This window comes from Pseudomonas sp. DCA-1, assembly GCF_046523955.1.
Taxonomy (GTDB): Bacteria; Pseudomonadota; Gammaproteobacteria; order Pseudomonadales; family Pseudomonadaceae; genus Aquipseudomonas; species Aquipseudomonas putida_Y.
The window spans coordinates 3,489,536-3,506,176 of the sequence record NZ_CP169881.1; the positions used below are offsets into that span (position 1 = coordinate 3,489,536).

General features: G+C 58.3%; 19 protein-coding genes and 1 tRNA gene. 3 read left to right on the top strand and 17 right to left on the bottom strand.

The window, feature by feature from the left end; translation table 11 throughout:
• Window positions 1-284 precede the first annotated feature (284 nt).
• From ACE4QZ_RS16460 to thrS, 12 genes are all read right to left on the bottom strand, one after another.
• Window positions 285-770, bottom strand: a complete 486-nt coding sequence (locus ACE4QZ_RS16460; protein WP_410480459.1) for a putative phage abortive infection protein — start codon at window positions 768-770, stop codon at window positions 285-287.
• A 60-nt stretch (window positions 771-830) separates the two neighbouring features.
• Window positions 831-1,859, bottom strand: coding sequence for an IS30-like element ISPsp7 family transposase (locus ACE4QZ_RS16465; RefSeq protein WP_011911495.1), 1,029 nt, complete (start codon window positions 1,857-1,859; stop codon window positions 831-833).
• Between the two features lie 24 nt (window positions 1,860-1,883).
• Window positions 1,884-2,477 (bottom strand): hypothetical protein, encoded by a 594-nt coding sequence (locus ACE4QZ_RS16470; RefSeq protein ID WP_410480094.1) that lies wholly within the window; start codon window positions 2,475-2,477, stop codon window positions 1,884-1,886.
• Between the two features lie 1,269 nt (window positions 2,478-3,746).
• Window positions 3,747-3,823, bottom strand: a tRNA-Pro gene (locus ACE4QZ_RS16475).
• A 114-nt stretch (window positions 3,824-3,937) separates the two neighbouring features.
• Window positions 3,938-4,294 (bottom strand): MerR family transcriptional regulator, encoded by a 357-nt coding sequence (locus ACE4QZ_RS16480; RefSeq protein ID WP_003250681.1) that lies wholly within the window; start codon window positions 4,292-4,294, stop codon window positions 3,938-3,940.
• Complete coding sequence (ihfA, locus tag ACE4QZ_RS16485; protein ID WP_003250679.1) at window positions 4,275-4,577, bottom strand: integration host factor subunit alpha; 303 nt, start codon at window positions 4,575-4,577, stop codon at window positions 4,275-4,277. The genes ACE4QZ_RS16480 and ihfA overlap by 20 nt, the downstream gene beginning before the upstream one ends.
• 4 nt (window positions 4,578-4,581) lie before the next feature.
• The gene (pheT, locus tag ACE4QZ_RS16490) at window positions 4,582-6,963 is read right to left on the bottom strand and encodes a phenylalanine--tRNA ligase subunit beta (protein WP_021782769.1); all 2,382 of its coding nucleotides are present in this window, start codon (window positions 6,961-6,963) and stop codon (window positions 4,582-4,584) included.
• Window positions 6,964-6,994: 31 nt separating this feature from the next.
• Complete coding sequence (gene pheS / locus ACE4QZ_RS16495) at window positions 6,995-8,011, bottom strand: phenylalanine--tRNA ligase subunit alpha (protein WP_003250674.1); 1,017 nt, start codon at window positions 8,009-8,011, stop codon at window positions 6,995-6,997.
• Window positions 8,012-8,120: 109 nt separating this feature from the next.
• Window positions 8,121-8,477: a 50S ribosomal protein L20 gene (gene rplT / locus ACE4QZ_RS16500; protein ID WP_003250671.1), complete on the bottom strand. Its 357-nt coding sequence runs from the start codon at window positions 8,475-8,477 to the stop codon at window positions 8,121-8,123.
• Between the two features lie 27 nt (window positions 8,478-8,504).
• Window positions 8,505-8,699, bottom strand: coding sequence for a 50S ribosomal protein L35 (rpmI, locus tag ACE4QZ_RS16505; protein WP_003250667.1), 195 nt, complete (start codon window positions 8,697-8,699; stop codon window positions 8,505-8,507).
• 60 nt (window positions 8,700-8,759) lie between these two features.
• Window positions 8,760-9,311 (bottom strand): translation initiation factor IF-3, encoded by a 552-nt coding sequence (infC, locus tag ACE4QZ_RS16510; RefSeq protein WP_012052879.1) that lies wholly within the window; start codon window positions 9,309-9,311, stop codon window positions 8,760-8,762.
• Window positions 9,311-11,233 carry a threonine--tRNA ligase gene (gene thrS / locus ACE4QZ_RS16515; RefSeq protein ID WP_021782770.1) on the bottom strand — a complete coding sequence of 641 codons (1,923 nt, stop codon included), beginning with the start codon at window positions 11,231-11,233 and terminating at the stop codon, window positions 9,311-9,313. Before thrS ends, infC begins: the two co-directional genes overlap by 1 nt.
• A gap of 338 nt (window positions 11,234-11,571) precedes the next feature.
• Between thrS and ACE4QZ_RS16520 the strand changes: the two genes are divergently transcribed.
• Both ACE4QZ_RS16520 and ACE4QZ_RS16525 read left to right on the top strand, forming a co-directional pair.
• Window positions 11,572-11,877, top strand: a complete 306-nt coding sequence (locus ACE4QZ_RS16520; protein ID WP_021782771.1) for a hypothetical protein — start codon at window positions 11,572-11,574, stop codon at window positions 11,875-11,877.
• A gap of 162 nt (window positions 11,878-12,039) precedes the next feature.
• On the top strand, window positions 12,040-12,252 hold the full coding sequence (locus ACE4QZ_RS16525; protein ID WP_003250656.1) for a cold-shock protein: 213 nt from the start codon (window positions 12,040-12,042) through the stop codon (window positions 12,250-12,252).
• A gap of 201 nt (window positions 12,253-12,453) precedes the next feature.
• Here the strand turns inward: ACE4QZ_RS16525 and ACE4QZ_RS16530 are convergent, their stop codons facing one another.
• A complete protein-coding gene (locus ACE4QZ_RS16530) occupies window positions 12,454-12,774 on the bottom strand; it encodes an I78 family peptidase inhibitor (RefSeq protein ID WP_014591556.1) in 321 nt (106 codons plus the stop codon).
• Between the two features lie 273 nt (window positions 12,775-13,047).
• Between ACE4QZ_RS16530 and ACE4QZ_RS16535 the strand changes: the two genes are divergently transcribed.
• Window positions 13,048-13,260 carry a hypothetical protein gene (locus ACE4QZ_RS16535; RefSeq protein WP_021782772.1) on the top strand — a complete coding sequence of 71 codons (213 nt, stop codon included), beginning with the start codon at window positions 13,048-13,050 and terminating at the stop codon, window positions 13,258-13,260.
• Here the strand turns inward: ACE4QZ_RS16535 and ACE4QZ_RS16540 are convergent.
• The 4 genes from ACE4QZ_RS16540 to ACE4QZ_RS16555 all read right to left on the bottom strand — a co-directional run bounded on the left by ACE4QZ_RS16540 (window position 13,232) and on the right by ACE4QZ_RS16555 (window position 16,638).
• Entirely contained in the window at window positions 13,232-14,233 is a 1,002-nt protein-coding gene (locus tag ACE4QZ_RS16540) for a nucleoside hydrolase (protein ID WP_021782773.1), read from the bottom strand. The genes ACE4QZ_RS16535 and ACE4QZ_RS16540 overlap by 29 nt on opposite strands.
• 63 nt (window positions 14,234-14,296) lie before the next feature.
• Window positions 14,297-14,695 carry a D-ribose pyranase gene (gene rbsD, locus ACE4QZ_RS16545; RefSeq protein ID WP_021782774.1) on the bottom strand — a complete coding sequence of 133 codons (399 nt, stop codon included), beginning with the start codon at window positions 14,693-14,695 and terminating at the stop codon, window positions 14,297-14,299.
• Entirely contained in the window at window positions 14,692-15,600 is a 909-nt protein-coding gene (gene rbsK, locus ACE4QZ_RS16550; RefSeq protein ID WP_021782775.1) for a ribokinase, read from the bottom strand. The genes rbsD and rbsK overlap by 4 nt, the downstream gene beginning before the upstream one ends.
• A 15-nt stretch (window positions 15,601-15,615) precedes the next feature.
• On the bottom strand, window positions 15,616-16,638 hold the full coding sequence (locus ACE4QZ_RS16555) for a LacI family DNA-binding transcriptional regulator (protein WP_021782776.1): 1,023 nt from the start codon (window positions 16,636-16,638) through the stop codon (window positions 15,616-15,618).
• Window positions 16,639-16,641: the final 3 nt, after the last annotated feature.

Genomic DNA, 16,641 nt, shown 5'->3' on the forward strand with positions numbered 1-16,641 from the left:
AGTCATGTTTCGACTTCTAAGCAATCAGAAATACATCATTTAACACCACAACCCTAAAATAATGATTCAATACACTTCACATAACAAGACGCCACCCAAAGGTTCAAGCCTTGCACTCAATTTAACTCAAGACTTGTCCACAAGCACAGATGCGAGGGAGGCGTGAGAAAAGCCGAAGACCTTAATGCTGCATGAACAAAAGGGACCAGCCTAACTTAACGCAAGCATCAATAGCATATACTGCACGCCCCACTTAGCTCTAATTATTAGCCCGAACGCAGCATCTACCGCTTCGTACTTAAATGCGCCCTGAGCTTAAAGCCATCAATCTTTTCATAGCCTGCATATGCCATTTCATTGTACAGATTAAAAGGAACCTCCGAGTGATCTCCAAACACTTCAAGATCCATGTGCTTAAGTAAAGAAAAGCGCTCTACATAATACTTAAGGCCGTGACCCTGGACAGATAAGCAATTTAAGAAAATCACTCGCAATTCGCTCGGGCTCAATTGAGCTCGAAGCATGTTCGCATATTTCCTTTGAGAGATATAATTATCAATCCACGCCCTTAAATTTGCCCTAGAGCTTGGCTTTGAAACTCGCAATGCATCCATCCCAAAACCATCTACATGCTTCATTATCTGATAGAGATTTCTGCAATAATGAGCAAGCCTACTACTATAGTACTTTTGCATATTCGCACTATTAGTATCAAACCGCTGTTCGTAGCGAGCGACTGTCAATCCTGAATATGGCTGTGGAAAATACATTTCCGCAAGCTTATCAAAAGCCAATACACCAGGCGGTTGCAGGAGCTGAGTGCAACACGGTTATTGAATTGAAACCGGAGCATCATGCCGCATTGCCATGGCATTTTGCATGACCTCTCCCATCACCTCGATGGGGCATTTGAAGTCGAAGCGCTTGCGCGGTCGCATGTTCAGTTGCAGCGCAATGGCGTCCAGCTCCTCCTGGCTATGTACCGACAGGTCTGTGCCCTTGGGCAAGTACTGGCGAATCAGGCCGTTGATGTTTTCGTTGCTGCCGCGCTGCCAGGGGCTGTGCGGGTCGCAGAAGTAGATCGCCACGCCGGTTCTTTGGGTGATCTCGGCGTGTCGCGCCATCTCCCGGCCCTGGTCGTAAGTCATGCTCTTGCGCATCTCCAGCGGCATGCTATTGAGCGCGGCGCTGAAGCCTTCCAGCGCCGAAGTCGCCGTCGCGTCGTTCATCTTCACCAACATCAGGTAGCCACTGGTGCGTTCCACCAGCGTACCGACGGACGAGGCGTTGGCCTTACCCTTGATGAGGTCGCCTTCCCAATGCCCCGGCATCAGCCTGTCTTCAATCTCCGGCGGGCGCACATGAATACTGACCATCTCGGGGATCTGGCCGCGCCGATCCACGCCACCAGAGCGCGGCCGGCGCGTCGTCTTGCCTTGGCGCAGACAGATGATCAGCTCCTTACGCAGCTCACCCACTGGCAGGGCATAGATCGCGTTGTAGATCGTCTCGCGACAGACGTAGGCATCTCGCAGGTTGGGTATGTTCATGCTGCGCAGCTTGCCGGCAATCTGCTCGGGAGACAAACGCTCACGCAGCATATGGGTCACCAGTTCGAAGCGCTCGCTACCCGGCAACAGTTTTCGCATCGGTCGACAAACCTGGCGGCGGGCCTGCATTTGCTGCTGGGCCAGGCGGGCCGAGTAGCCACCGCAAGCACCTCGGTTACGGCGCAGCTCACGGCTGATGGTCGAAGGGGATCGGTTGATCAAGCAGGCAATCCTGCGCAGGCTGAAGCCTTGGGTACGACCGATTTGAATGGTGGCGCGCTCTTCAACGCTGAGTTCGGTATAAGACATAGGGGCAGCACCGTACCGGAAAGGTCAGGTGTTGCACTCAGTTTTTGCCGCCGCCCCATGATAAATATTGCTTGCCTCCCTGCCATCCACACCGTACTCACTCACACTTACTTGCAAGTCATTAACCAGCCTAGAGTGAACATCCAACAGCCTGAAGAAAACCGACTCAAAATTTTGCCTTTCGAATATCTGGCTTTGCTGAACTTGGATTCTATGATTTTCCTTAGCATCGTCTCTTGCAAGAGCCAATTCTTTACTTTGAACTCTTAGGCTATATATAACCGCTACTAGCGCTGCAAAACTTAATAATGGATTGAGCACTCCACCAACAAAATCTCCGATCTGCCCCCAATGCGCTGCAGTACCGGCATTTTTAACGTCAAACCAAGGAAGATCTATGCCATACTGAAAGTGCACGATTACGGCGCCAGTCACGAATAGAATAGGAACTACGGCTATCAGCGCAAGCAGATAGACTCCATTATCCCGCACCAAAGCTATCTTTGATAGCCAGTACATCTTGATCCGCTGAAGCTCAAAATTTGAAAGTACTTCCCAAAGATCCTCTAGATTCCCCGAATGAAGATCTTTCCGTTCTTCTTTTTTGTTAAAGCCCATACTGGTACAGCCCCAACTGCCGCGATTAAGATATAAAATGCGTTTCAGACCCGATAACTTCCATGCAGAGCATGCTCAACAGCAATCAAAAACATCTCCGTGACACCTTCGCACCATACATAGCCAGAGCCTTTTTTTGGCAACCCGCAAGCAAGGAAGCGAGCATGGACGAACCAGCCACAGATATCAAGTGGCCATCATGTTATAGTTAACCGATGCGAGCGCAACAGTACTTAATCGAAGACTCGCAGCCGTTGTGCACGATGGATTCGTGCATGAATGAAAGTCAAGAATGAAGTCAATTTGACTCGATAGACTCTCTTGTAGAAAATTTGCGTGTCACTAAACAGCAGATCTCGGAATTCAGGTGACCTGCTCCCAAGCTTCTAGGTGCACGCTTTATCACTCGATCATGACTTACTGTGCAACTCATGGTTTGCGCCACTTCAGCGAGACCGCTGAGCGTGTCGTGCATTTTGATTATCCAATTCAGGGTGTTTGGCCTTACCGTTGATCGGCTCGCCCTACGCCAAGGCGCGGAAGGCCGACACATAACTACGGTCGAGGTCAAAATAGCCGCGTGAGCACCGATGGTGAGCGCAACCTTTTGAGTATGCGTGTTTGGCTGTCAGGAACCGAACCATTTCGGGCGGATCTGCATTCAAAACCGCATGCGGCGTGGCCTACGCGGGGTAATGCCTTTCAAGTCTGATGAAAGCGAGGCATCGATTCAGAACGAGCTAGCAACGCCCAGCGCTCACGCATCCTCTTCTGGTTTCTAGTGCTGCGTGATTTTTCTGCGAAACCAAACATGACTGACTAGTAAGCTAAGCAAGAGAAATACTCAAATCTCTCAAGCACAGCCCAGCATACCAGCCGGGGCTTTGGGTCAGCATGTGCACCACTATCCGCACAGCACCATAGAAAGCCGACCTGAAAATGGGGGACCAAATGGGGGACCAAAAACGACCAGGCACAAAAAAACCCTGAAAAATCAGGGCTTTAATGAGGATTAGTGGCGGAAGCGTAGAGATTCGACCACATATCCGGGAACACTCCACCCGAAAAATTATACAAAAGCCGCTTCCGCGGCACTTATCACAATCAGTCCGCCTATCTGCTCGACTGGCCGATAATGACCTCCGCAGAGAAACGCAGGCGATTTCTCGGGTGGGGGGATAAGTAGGGGTATTTTTCCGATCAGTGAAATTTCTGATGCTCATAAAAAAATCCAGTCACCGCTAAGTGACTGGATTTTTTGGAGTTATTTGGTCGGGACGGAGTGATTCGAACACTCGACCCCTTGCACCCCATGCAAGTGCGCTACCGGGCTGCGCTACGCCCCGACTGGGCTTTGAAGCATGTTCTCAATCTTGCCGAGAACGTTGAAGAATGTACCCTAACCTCCTGATAAATGGAAGCTTTTTCTCAAAAAAATTTCCACTCATCAGAAACCCGGCTCACTTCTTCAAAACCACCAATACATCCTCCAATTCAACAATCATCTGCCGAATCAGCTGCTTGTACTGGCTGGATTCATCTTTAGCCTCATCACTGGAGAGCCTCAACCGCGCCCCGCCAATGGTGAACCCCTGGTCATACAGCAGCGCACGAATCTGGCGGATCATCAGCACATCCTGCCGCTGGTAATACCGCCGGTTCCCCCGCCGCTTCACAGGGTTCAGCTGGTCGAACTCCTGCTCCCAATACCGCAGCACGTGTGGCTTTACGGCACACAACTCGCTCACTTCACCAATGGTGAAGTAGCGTTTGCCCGGTATGGGGGGCAGTTCGTCGTTATGGCTTGGTTCCAGCATAGGCCTCAACCCGGGCCTTCAACTTCTGCCCTGGACGAAAGGTGACGACGCGCCGCGCGGTGATCGGGATCTCTTCCCCAGTCTTGGGGTTGCGGCCCGGCCGCTGGCGTTTGTCGCGAAGGTCGAAGTTGCCGAAACCGGACAGCTTGACCTGCTCGTTCTCTTCAAGTGCGTGCCGAATTTCTTCAAAAAACAGCTCGACCAGCTCCTTGGCCTCACGCTTGTTAAGCCCCAGCTCCTCGTACAGCCTTTCGGCCATCTCAGCTTTCGTCAGAGCACCCATGCCGTTATTTCCTTAACGTGGTGTTCAACCTTTGTTCGAGCGAGGTGAGGATGTTTTGCAGGGTAGTGTTCACCTCATCGTCGTTAAGAGTGCGCGATGGATGCTGCCAGGTCAAGCCGACGGCAAGGCTTTTTCTATCAGGATCAATGCCTTTACCTTGGTACACATCAAACAGCCTGAGGTCTGTGAGCCATTCGCCTGCATTGTCACGAATTAATTCAAGCACCGCGCTAGAAGCCACATCACGTCCTGCGATCAAAGCCAGGTCGCGACGGGTTTCCGGGAACTTGGACAGTTCGCTGAACTTCGGCAGGCGGCCTTCGACCACATCGCCCAGCACCAGCTCGAACAGGAACACCGGACGGTCCAGGCCCAGGGCCTTGGCCAGCTCTGGGTGGATGGCGCCGAGGTAGCCGACCAGTTTGCCGTCGCGCTCGATGGCAGCGGTCTGGCCTGGGTGCAGGGCTGGGTGTTTGCCGGCGCTGAAGGTGAAGTCGCTCAGGGCGCCGGAGTAGCCCAGCAGGGCTTCCACGTCGGCTTTCACGTCGAAGAAGTCGACGCCGTCGCGGCCGTTGGCCCAGCCTTCTGGCAGGCGGCTGCCGGTGATGACGCCGGCAATCATTGGCTGCTGCTGCAGGTCACCCAGTTGGCCGACAAAGCGCAAGCCGCTTTCGAACAGGCGCACACGGTCTTGCTGGCGGTTCAGGTTGTGCTGCAGTGCCTTGACCAGGCCCGGCCACAGCGAGGCGCGCATGGCGGCCATGTCGCTGGAGATGGGGTTGGCCAGCAGCAGCGGCTCTACGCCCGGGCTGAACAGTTCGAACAGTTTCGGGTCGATGAAGCTGTAGGTGATGGCTTCCTGGTAGCCGCGGGCAACCAGCAGCCGGCGCAGGGTCGGCAGGTCACCGCGGGTTTCCGGCTTGCCCTGTGGGGCCAGGCGGGCTTGCGGGTAGCGTACAGGCAGGTTGTTGTAGCCGTACAGGCGGGCCAGCTCTTCGATCAGGTCCACTTCCAGGCTGATGTCGAAGCGGTGGCTTGGCACGCTGACGGTCCACTGCCCTTCCCCGCTCTTGGTCGTGGTCAGCTCGAGGGCGTTGAGCAACTGCTCGACCTGGGCCGGGTCCATTTCCATGCCAAGCATCTGGGTGATGCGTTCGGCGCGCAGGGTGACCGGGGCTACTTGTGGCAGGTGCTGTTCGCTGACCGCTTCGACCACAGGGCCGGCTTCGCCGCCAACGATGTCCAGCAGCAACTGGGTGGCGCGCTCCATGGCTTCGCGGGCCAGTTGCGAGTCGACGCCGCGCTCGTAGCGGTGCGAGGCATCGGTGTGCAGGCCGTAGGAACGGGCTTTACCAGCGACGGAAATCGGCTCGAAGAAGGCGCTTTCCAGGAACAGGTCGCGGGTTTTTTCGGTGTTCACACCGCTGTGCTCGCCACCCATGACGCCGGCGATAGCCAGGGCGCGGGTGTGGTCGGCGATGACCAGGGTGTCGGCGCGCAGGGCCACTTCCTGGCCGTCGAGCAGGACGAGTTTTTCGCCCTCTTCGGCCATGCGCACGCGGATGCCGCCGTTGATTTCTGCCAGGTCGAAGGCGTGCATCGGCTGGCCGAGTTCGAGCATCACGTAGTTGGTGACATCGACGGCAGCGTCGATGCTGCGTACGTCGCTGCGGCGCAGGCGTTCGACCATCCACAGTGGGGTTGGCTTGCTCAGGTCGACGTTACGGATAACGCGGCCCAGGTAGCGCGGGCAGGCAGCCGGGGCGCTGACTTCGACCGGGCGCACTTCGTCATGGGCGGCCGCTACGGCTGGTACCACCGGGCGGGTGACCGGGGTGTCGTACAGGGCGCTGACGTCGCGGGCCAGGCCAGCGATGGACAGGCAGTCGCCGCGGTTCGGGGTCAGGCCGATTTCGATGCTGGCATCATCCAGGCTCAGGTACGTGCGAATGTCTTCACCAACCGGAGCGTCGGCAGCCAGTTCCAGCAGGCCGTCGTTTTCTTCGCTGATCTGCAGTTCGGCAGCCGAGCACAGCATGCCGAAGGACTCGACACCGCGCAGCTTGGCCTTCTTGATCTTGAAGTCGCCTGGCAGTTCGGCACCGATCATGGCGAACGGGATCTTGATGCCCGGGCGGGCGTTAGGGGCGCCGCACACAACCTGGAAGGTTTCCTGGCCGCTGCTTACCTGGCACACGCGCAGCTTGTCGGCGTCCGGGTGTTGTTCGGTGGCGAGAATTTCGCCCACGACGATGCCGCTGAACTGGCCGGCAGCGGGGGTAACGCTGTCAACTTCGAGGCCGGCCATGGACAGGCGGGCGACCAGTTCGTCACGGGAGACTTGCGGGTTGACCCAACCGCGCAGCCACTGTTCACTGAATTTCATGCTGTTCTCCTGAAAGTTGCGTCGATTGGGCCTAGCGGAATTGGGCTAGGAACCGCAGGTCGTTGTCGAAGAACAGACGCAAATCGTTGACGCCATAACGCAGCATGGCCAGGCGCTCGGCACCCATGCCGAAGGCGAAGCCCTGGAACTCTTCTGGGTCGATACCGGACATGCGCAACACGTTCGGGTGCACCATGCCGCAGCCCATCACTTCCAGCCAGCCAGTTTGCTTGCACACGCGGCAGCCATTGCCGGAGCACATCACGCACTGGATATCGACTTCTGCAGACGGCTCGGTGAAGGGGAAGAACGATGGGCGGAAACGGACCGCCAGTTCTTTTTCGAAGAATACGCGCAGGAATTCTTCGATGGTGCCCTTGAGGTCGGCGAAGTTGATATCGCGATCGATCAGCAGGCCTTCGACCTGGTGGAACATCGGCGAGTGGGTGATATCCGAGTCGCAGCGGTATACGCGGCCCGGGCACACAATGCGGATGGGCGGCTGGGTGGACTCCATGGTCCGCACCTGCACCGGCGAGGTGTGGGTACGCAGCAGCATGTTGGCATTGAAGTAGAAGGTGTCGTGCATCGCCCGCGCCGGGTGGTGGCCAGGGATGTTGAGCGCTTCGAAGTTGTGGTAGTCGTCTTCCACCTCTGGGCCTTCGGCAATGCCGTAGCCAATGTGGGTGAAGAACTGCTCGATGCGCTCGAGTGTACGGGTGATCGGGTGCAGGCCACCGGTGGCCTGGCCGCGGCCTGGCAGGGTGACGTCAATGCATTCGGCAGCCAGGCGAGCGCTGAGCTCGGCTTCTTCAAAGGCAGCCTTGCGGGCATTGAGCACAACGGTGACGCGCTCTTTGGCGTCGTTGATCAGCGCGCCGACTTTCGGCCGCTCTTCGGCTGGCAGGTTGCCCAGGGTCTTCATCACCTGGGTCAGCTCGCCCTTCTTGCCGAGATAATTAACCCGGATCTGTTCCAGGGCGTTGATGTCTTCAGCGCGTTCCACGGCCTCTAGGGCTTGGGAGACCAGCGCATCCAGGTTTTCCATGTACAGACTCCAGATACGAAAATAGGGGAAGAGCTTTGAAGGCTCTTCCCCTATCGATGACGTTCAATGCCCGGCAGCGCTAGCACCGCCGGGTGATTGTCGCGGGTACTTAAGCCAGAACGGCTTTAGCTTTCTCGACAATCGCAGCAAACGCCGCTTTTTCGTTCACTGCCAGATCAGCCAGAACCTTACGGTCGATTTCGATCGAAGCCTTTTTCAGGCCAGCAATCAGACGGCTGTAGGACAGACCGTTGGTGCGGGCACCGGCGTTGATACGAGCGATCCACAGTGCGCGGAACTGACGCTTCTTCTGGCGACGGTCGCGGTAGGCGTATTGGCCTGCCTTGATGACCGCTTGCTTGGCTACACGGAATACGCGCGAACGTGCACCGTAGTAACCTTTAGCCAGTTTCAGAATTTTTTTGTGACGCTTACGAGCGATAACGCCGCGCTTAACACGAGCCATGAGTAACTTCCTCTATCTTAACCAGAATTAACGAACGCGCAGCATGCGCTCGACTTTTGCGACGTCGGACGGGTGCAGCAAGCTGGCACCGCGCAGTTGACGCTTACGCTTGGTCGACATTTTGGTCAGGATGTGGCTCTTGAAAGCGTGCTTGTGCTTGAAGCCCGAAGCTGTCTTCAGGAAGCGCTTCGCAGCACCGCTCTTGGTTTTCATTTTTGGCATGTTGGAACTCCGCATTCGATAAAATTACACATAATCATCAGGCCTGCCGTGCCCGGGAGATTACTTCTTTTTCTTGGGGGCGATGACCATCATAAGCTGGCGTCCTTCCATCTTCGGATGCTGCTCAACGGTGCCGTATTCGGCGAGGTCGGCTTCGACCCGCTTCAACAGCTCCATGCCCAGCTCCTGGTGGGCCATCTCACGACCACGGAATCTCAGAGAGATCTTGGCCTTGTCCCCATCGGTAAGGAAACGTACCAGGTTGCGTAGTTTTACCTGGTAATCCCCATCCTCCGTCCCTGGACGAAACTTGATTTCTTTGATCTGGATCTGCTTCTGGTTTTTCTTGGCTTCGTTAGCCTGCTTCTTCTTCTCGAAGAGGTGCTTGCCGTAGTCCATGACCTTGCAGACGGGTGGTACCGCGTCTGCAGAGATTTCTACCAGGTCCAGCTTCGCTTCATCAGCGATACGCAGCGCTTCATCAATCGAGACGATGCCAACCTGCTCGCCGTCTGCGCCAATTAACCGAACCTCGCGGGCCGAGATATTCTCGTTGATCGGGGCCTTCGGTACAGCACGCTTATCGTTTCTCATTTCACGCTTAATAGTCATTACTCCGATTCTTGGCGACCACGCCGGGAAACCGCTTGTGTCAGAAGCTCAACGAATTGGGCGACGGGCATGGAGCCCAGGTCTGCGCCTTCGCGAGTACGCACAGCGACGGTTTGCGTTTCGACTTCGCGGTCCCCTATAACCAAAAGGTACGGGACCTTGAGCAAAGTATGCTCGCGGATTTTAAAGCCGATCTTCTCATTTCTCAAGTCCGACTTGGCACGGAAACCGCTTCCGTTCAGAGATTTCTCAACCTCAAGGGCAAAATCGGCCTGTTTGTCGGTGATATTCATGATCACCGCCTGGGTTGGGGCCAGCCACGCCGGGAACACGCCAGCGTAGTGTTCGATCAGCATGCCGATGAAGCGCTCGAACGAACCAAGGATGGCGCGGTGCAGCATGACCGGGCGAACTCGGCTGTTATCTTCGGCAATATAGCTGGCATCCAGACGCTCTGGCAGGTTCGGGTCGTACTGCAGGGTACCGCACTGCCAGTTACGGCCGAGGCAGTCGCGCAGGGTGAACTCGATTTTAGGGCCGTAGAAGGCGCCCTCGCCAGGCTGGTACTCCCACTCGAGGCCGGATTCGTTCAGGGCGTCGGCCAGCGCGGTTTCAGCACGGTCCCACAACTCTTCGGAACCGACACGCTTGGCCGGGCGAGTGGACAGTTTCATGGCGATGTCGCTGAAACCGAAGTCCTTGTACACGTCCAGGGTCAGCTTGATGAAGTCGGCGGCTTCTTTCTTCACCTGTTCTTCGGTGCAGAAAATGTGCGCGTCGTCCTGTACGAAGCCACGCACGCGCATGATGCCGTGCAGTGCGCCGGACGGCTCGTTACGGTGGCAGGCACCGAACTCGGCCAGACGCAGCGGCAGGTCGCGGTAGCTTTTCAGGCCCTGGTTGAACACCTGCACGTGGCACGGGCAGTTCATCGGTTTTACCGCGTAGTCACGGCTTTCCGACGAAGTGGTGAACATGTTTTCGGCATAGTTGGACCAGTGGCCGGAACGCTCCCACAGGATGCGGTCGACAACCTGCGGGGTCTTGATTTCCTGGTAGCCGTTTTCGCGCTGTACGCCACGCATGTACTGCTCGAGTACCTGGTAGACGGTCCAGCCGTTGGCGTGCCAGAACACCATGCCCGGGGCTTCTTCCTGCAGGTGGAACAGGTCGAGCTGCTTGCCGATCTTGCGGTGGTCGCGTTTTTCGGCTTCTTCGATGCGCTGGATGTACGCAGCCAGCTGCTTCTTGTCAGCCCAGGCCGTGCCGTACACGCGCTGCAGCTGCTCGTTCTTGGCATCGCCACGCCAGTAGGCGCCGGACAGCTTGGTCAGCTTGAATGCCTTGAGGAAGCGGGTGTTCGGCACGTGCGGGCCACGGCACATGTCGACGTATTCTTCGTGGTAGTACAGGCCCATGGCCTGTTCATCCGGCATGTCTTCGACCAGACGCAGTTTGTAGTCTTCGCCACGAGCCTTGAACACCTCGATGACTTCGGCGCGCGGGGTCATTTTCTTGACCACGTCGTAGTCTTTTTCGATCAGCTCCATCATGCGCTTTTCGATGGCGGCCATGTCTTCTGGCGTGAAGGGGCGCTCATAGGCGATGTCGTAATAGAAGCCTTCGTCAATGACCGGGCCGATCACCATCCTGGCGGTCGGGTACAGCTGCTTCACGGCGTGGCCAACCAGGTGGGCGCACGAGTGACGGATGATCTCCAGTCCCTCTTCATCTTTAGGGGTGATGATCTGCAGGGTGGCGTCGTTGCTGATCAGGTCACACGCATCGACCAGCTTGCCGTCGACTTTGCCGGCAACGGTGGCCTTGGCCAGGCCAGCGCCGATGGAAGCGGCTACTTCAGCTACGGATACGGCGTGATCGAACGAACGTTGACTGCCATCGGGAAGAGTAATAACGGGCATGGCGCCTCCTCTCCTAGTGGTGACCCCTACCAAAGGTCACGTGGGTTGGGATGAGCCAGTACAAGATCCGACCTGCCTTCCGGTAAAAGGAAGCCTGCCCCACAGTGGCAGAAGCCTTTCGGCTTGTCAGGGACGAACCAGAGTGACTGGAAAGAAAAAAGATAGCTGCAGCCGGCAACAGCGCGACCGCAAGCCGGGCATGCTAGCACGCGGGTTGCACCCCAGGCAGAAATATTTGGAAATTGCACCACAGCGGTGAACTAACGCGGAAAAATACCGCTCAGACTTTGGGAAGCAACCTACTCTTGATGAGACCTTAACCCAAGGAGTAACTGGTGATGCGAGTTCCGTCTCTTCTGGCCCTGACGGCCGCTGGCGCCCTGCTGCTGCCCGTGGCTGCGAACGCCGGCAACTTCCCCCCTGGGAAGGAGGCCGGCTACATGACCCAGTGCACGCAAGTGGCCAGCGGCCAGGGCGTTGACGCTGCCACCGCGAAAAAGCACTGCGAATGCGGCGCGCAAGCCATCAAAAAGAACTTCACCGACGCCGAGATTGCCGACCTCGACAGCAAGGACGGCGTTGACGCCAAGCTGATGCAGAGGGCGCAGATGGTGGTGAAACAGGCCTGTGCACCGAAGAGCTGAAACCTTAAAGTCAGCGACGACCAGCCATTCTTTGAGCTGGATCAATATCCTGCGAAGGTAAAAGGCGCTAGATGCGCAGAATTAGACTATGATGTATCCCGTGCTCCGTAGCCTCGGCCGCATTGCACCACTGAAAAAACTAAATGTTCTGGAGATTCACCCATGTCCAATCGCCAACAAGGCACCGTCAAATGGTTCAATGATGAGAAAGGCTACGGCTTCATCACCCCAGCAGGCGGCGGCGACGACCTGTTCGTACACTTCAAAGCCATCGAATCTGACGGCTTCAAGAGCCTGAAAGAAGGCCAGACTGTTTCCTTCGTCGCCGAGCGCGGCCAGAAGGGCATGCAGGCTGCACAGGTTCGTCCGGAGTAATTCGGATAGCTGTAAAAAAACCCGCCCTTGTGGCGGGTTTTTTTATGGGTGATTGCATCATCTGAGTGGGGCGGGATTGCCTGCAAAACAGACTTTAGGGTGAACGGCACGGGCTTCGCCCGTGTTCGCGGGCGAACCCGCCCCTACAGGCGACTGCGCAGGCTTTTCACATTTTGCGCAAGGCAGTTGCCCCCGCGTGCATCAACCGCAGTTGACGCGGGTTACCCTGCCCTGCTCGTCCACGTTCAGGTTCAGGCGCTCGGAGCGGTACTCCAGGGTGACCACATCGTGCGGCTTGAGAATGCGCGCCATCTGCGAGCCGCTGGCCTTGCGTGCCTGCTCCAGCAATTCGGCGCTGGCCTGCTTGCCCATGGCAAAGTCAGCACCACTGGCTTCGCAGCGGCCATCGTTGCCCACTGGCGCGGCCGGCGCAGCACCGCCATCAGCATTGCCACCAGTGCTGCAACCCGCCAGGACAGCAGCCACAGCCAGAGTTGCCAGGTAAGCACGGGTACGGAACATGAAGCCTCCTAAATCGGTCCGGGAACTGCCTGATCCGACAGCTCCGCTCATCATTTGTTGCAAAACCGGTCAAGTCTGCCTGAACTGTAGCAGCAAGACGAAAAGCAATCGTGACCGGATTTTGCACAACGTGCTGTGTTTGCCATATGCTTAGCTCGCACGGTCACCGGCGCAAAGCCATGATTTGCTGCAAGAAGTGGAGCGCATCCCGCCTCCATCGAACACCAGGGCCAGGTGTTCCTCTTCGTTCCGGGCCCCCAGCGAGAGCTTTTCATGAGCACCCACAGCATCGATGCCGATATCAAGGTCAAATGGGCCGAGGGCCAGAGTGCGTACAGCCCTGGCACACCGGAAGAGTTGCTGTTGATCGCCATCGACCTGCTGGTGCGCGATAACGGCGCCGAGGCGGCACGCAGCTTCATCGACCAGGTGTTCGAGCGCTACGCGCCGCACGCGGCTATTCCAATCGCGCCAGGCGGGCACTGAGCAGGTCGAACAGCCCCTGGGCATCACCCTGCTCCACCCACAGCACATTCGCTGGCTGCTTGAGCACGCCGTACCAGTCCGCAATTGTCTGGCCGAAAGTGGGCCCTTCGCGGCTGTCGATGCTCATGTGGATGCGCCGACCACTGAAAAGCTCGGGTTTTAACAGGTAAGCGATGACACTGGCGTCATGCACAGGGCCGCCGGGCATGCCGTACAGGTCCATGTCGTGGGTAATGTAGGCATTGAGGATGTCCACCACGCGCTTGCTGGCCTGGTTGTTCACGGCTGCCAGTTGCGTCAGGCGGGCGTTACTGGTCAGCAGCTTGTGGGTGACGTCCAGCGGCAGGTAGGTCAGCTGCACGCCGCTGGCCAGCACCACTTCGGCGGCATGCGGGTCGGCGTAGAGGTTGAACTCCGCCACCGGGGTGATGTTGCCACCATTGAAATGGGCTCCCCCCATGACCACCACCTCTTTGATGCCTTTGACGATGCCTGGGCGCTGGATCAGCGCCAGGGCCAGGTTGGTCTGCGGGCCAAGCATGGCGACGGTGATGCTGTGCGGTTTGGCTGCGCCGAGGGTATCGACCAGGTATTGCACGGCATTGCCCTGGGCCAGGGGGGCTTTCGGCTCGTGCACCTGGACACCGGTGAGGCCTTCTTCACCATGAACATCGGCGGCATAGATCGGCGTGCGCACCAATGGGCGGCCGGCACCGGCGTACACCGGGATGTCTTCGCGCCCGGCCCATTCGCGGGCCAGGCGGGCATTACGCGAGGTCTTGTCCAGGCGCACGTTGCCGGCCACTGTGGTGATGGCGCGGATATTGAGCTCTTTGGGCGAAGCCATGGCCAGAAACAGCGCAACCACATCGTCGGCGCCGGGATCGGTGTCAATGATCAGGTCGATGGGGGCGGCCTGGAGGGTCGAGGCTGTGGCCATGAAGACGATTCCTTGTAGCAGGGACTTGAGCATGGGTGGCACTCCTGTTGCCTATGAATTATTCGTTTGCCCCCCCGGTGTCTTTTGTGGAACCGGCTAAAAGGTGACGCCGGAGATGAGGGCGATGTTGCTGTAGGGCTGACACTCGCCTGTACGCACCACTGCACGAGCACTACGCGACAGCACTTTGAAATCCTCATGGGCCAGCCACTCGCGCTTGCCCAGCTTGCCCTTCAATCGCTCGATTTCGACCAGCGCGGGTGGCACCACTTTTTGCATTTCTTCAGCCAGCACGTGCCGCTCAACCTGCAATTCGCTCAGCACCACCCGCAGCACGCTGGCGAAGTCCGGCAGGCCAGGCGTAATGGCCAGGTCGATAAATTCCACCCCCGGCGGCACCGGCAGCCCGGCATCGCCGATCACCAGGATGTCGCCATGCCCCATGCCGGCAATGACCCGCGACAGGGCAACGTTCAACAGTGGGGTTTTCTTCATGGCGTCAGCTCCGCCAAGTAGGGAATCGATGGCTGGGCACCGGCACGGGTAACCGACAATGCTGCGGCCCGCTGACCAAAGATGATCGCCTCACCCTCCTCCAACCCACGTACCAGGCCGGCAGCAAAGCCGCCAATGAAGGTATCGCCGGCAGCGGTGGTGTCCAGCGGCTGCACGTGCGGTGCAGGATAGTGCTGATGGCCTTGGGCGGTAACCAGCAAGGCACCTTGCGCACCCAAGGTGATGATCACTTTGCCTGCCCCCAGCTGCAGCAAGCACTCGCCGGCGCGCCGGGCACTGTCCTGATCGGTCACCGCCACACCGGTCAAGGCTTCGGCTTCGCTTTCGTTAGGGGTAAGGTAATCGATATGCGCAAACCAGTCCGCTGGCAAGGGGCCGGTAGCAGGCGCCGGGTTCAGGATGACCTGCTTGCCCAGTTCACGCGCCCTGGCCAGCGTGCAAGCCACAGTGTCAGTCGGCACTTCCAGCTGGCAGATGACCACCTCGGCGGCCTGCAGCAGTGCATCGAAGCGCAGCACCGACTGCGGCGTCAGCAGGCCGTTGGCGCCGGGAACGATGACAATACAGTTCTGGCTGGCGGCATCCACCGTGATCAGCGCCACACCGCTGGACACGCCTGGGCAGGTGCTGACGCCCTGACAGTCGACCCCCTCGACATACAAGGCCCGGTGCAGTTGCCGACCGTAATCATCATCCCCAACATTGCCGATCATCGCCACGCTGCCGCCCAGCCGCGCAGCCGCCACGGCCTGGTTGGCACCCTTGCCGCCCGGCACCGTGAAAAAGCTATCGCCGGGGAGTGTTTCGCCGGCCCGTGGCAGGCGCCGGGCGCGGGCCACCAGGTCCATATTGAGGCTGCCGACCACCACAACCTTGGCATTCATGACATTTCCTTAGCGTTAGCGGTAATCATTGAACAGGTCCGGGCGCGGCCCGGTGGACTCACGCAAGACGATACGCGGGGCGACAATGCGCTGCTCTGCCGCGCCCTGCCGAGGTGTAGCGATACGCGTCAGCAGCAACGAGGCAGCGCTCTCGCCCAGCTCGCGAATCGACTGGCCCACGGTGGTCAGCGGCGGGTACACGTAGCGGCTCAGTTCGATGTCGTCGAAGCCGATCACCGACAGCTCGCCGGGTACGCTGATATTGCGTTCGGCTGCAGCACGCAGCACACCAAAGCCGATCATGTCGTTGCCGGCAAAAATCGCCGAGGGCCGTTTGCCTTCCAGCACCTGCGCCGCCGCCGCATGGCCACCCGGGCTGGTGAAGTCGCAGTGCAGTACACGGCTGCCCAGCACAGGCGCCCCGGCTTCGGCCATGGCACGGCGGAAGCCGCTCAGGCGCAGCTGGGTAACCCCGGTTTCGGCGGGGCCGCCGATATAGGCAACATCGCGATGGCCAAGCCCCAGCAAGTGCTGGGTGGCCAGGTACGCCCCCTGCTCGTGGTCAATGCGCACCAGGTCAGCATCGACGCCTTCCAGTTCACGGTCGACGATGACCATTGGCGTGCGCACACTGGCCAGGCTTTGCAGCAGGTCGTCGTCCTGGCCCACCGAGGCCACCACCAGGCCGTCGATGCGTTTTTCCAGCAGCACGCGCAGGTAGCTGCGCTGCTTCTGCGGGTTGTCGTCGGAGTTGCACAGGATCACGCAATAGCCGTTGCGCTCGCAGGCGTCTTCGATACCCCGCGCCAGCTCGGCGAAGTACGGGTTGACGCTGTTGGGCACCAACAGGCCGATGGTGGCCGTGCTACGCGCCTTCAGCGAACGCGCCACCGCGCTGGGCACGTAATCCAGCTCAATGATGGCGGCTTCCACTTTCAGCCGCACCTGTTCGCTGACCGGCCGGGTCTTGTTGAGTACATGAGACACGGTGGTGTACGAAATACCCGCCAGTGCCGCGACGTCTTTGATGGTTGCCATGTT

Coding starts and splice junctions, on each gene's coding strand:
- ACE4QZ_RS16520 (WP_021782771.1), top strand. CDS start 11,572: ATGCGAGTTCCGTCTCTTCTGGCCCTGACGGCCGCTGGCGCCCTGCTG.
- ACE4QZ_RS16470 (WP_410480094.1), bottom strand. CDS start 2,477: ATGGGCTTTAACAAAAAAGAAGAACGGAAAGATCTTCATTCGGGGAAT.
- rpmI (WP_003250667.1), bottom strand. CDS start 8,699: ATGCCAAAAATGAAAACCAAGAGCGGTGCTGCGAAGCGCTTCCTGAAG.
- ACE4QZ_RS16460 (WP_410480459.1), bottom strand. CDS start 770: ATGTATTTTCCACAGCCATATTCAGGATTGACAGTCGCTCGCTACGAA.
- pheS (WP_003250674.1), bottom strand. CDS start 8,011: ATGGAAAACCTGGATGCGCTGGTCTCCCAAGCCCTAGAGGCCGTGGAA.
- thrS (WP_021782770.1), bottom strand. CDS start 11,233: ATGCCCGTTATTACTCTTCCCGATGGCAGTCAACGTTCGTTCGATCAC.
- ACE4QZ_RS16480 (WP_003250681.1), bottom strand. CDS start 4,294: ATGCTGGAACCAAGCCATAACGACGAACTGCCCCCCATACCGGGCAAA.
- rplT (WP_003250671.1), bottom strand. CDS start 8,477: ATGGCTCGTGTTAAGCGCGGCGTTATCGCTCGTAAGCGTCACAAAAAA.
- ACE4QZ_RS16555 (WP_021782776.1), bottom strand. CDS start 16,638: ATGGCAACCATCAAAGACGTCGCGGCACTGGCGGGTATTTCGTACACC.
- pheT (WP_021782769.1), bottom strand. CDS start 6,963: ATGAAATTCAGTGAACAGTGGCTGCGCGGTTGGGTCAACCCGCAAGTC.
- ihfA (WP_003250679.1), bottom strand. CDS start 4,577: ATGGGTGCTCTGACGAAAGCTGAGATGGCCGAAAGGCTGTACGAGGAG.
- rbsD (WP_021782774.1), bottom strand. CDS start 14,695: ATGAAGAAAACCCCACTGTTGAACGTTGCCCTGTCGCGGGTCATTGCC.
- ACE4QZ_RS16525 (WP_003250656.1), top strand. CDS start 12,040: ATGTCCAATCGCCAACAAGGCACCGTCAAATGGTTCAATGATGAGAAA.
- ACE4QZ_RS16530 (WP_014591556.1), bottom strand. CDS start 12,774: ATGTTCCGTACCCGTGCTTACCTGGCAACTCTGGCTGTGGCTGCTGTC.
- infC (WP_012052879.1), bottom strand. CDS start 9,311: ATGACTATTAAGCGTGAAATGAGAAACGATAAGCGTGCTGTACCGAAG.
- ACE4QZ_RS16540 (WP_021782773.1), bottom strand. CDS start 14,233: ATGCTCAAGTCCCTGCTACAAGGAATCGTCTTCATGGCCACAGCCTCG.
- ACE4QZ_RS16465 (WP_011911495.1), bottom strand. CDS start 1,859: ATGTCTTATACCGAACTCAGCGTTGAAGAGCGCGCCACCATTCAAATC.
- rbsK (WP_021782775.1), bottom strand. CDS start 15,600: ATGAATGCCAAGGTTGTGGTGGTCGGCAGCCTCAATATGGACCTGGTG.
- ACE4QZ_RS16535 (WP_021782772.1), top strand. CDS start 13,048: ATGAGCACCCACAGCATCGATGCCGATATCAAGGTCAAATGGGCCGAG.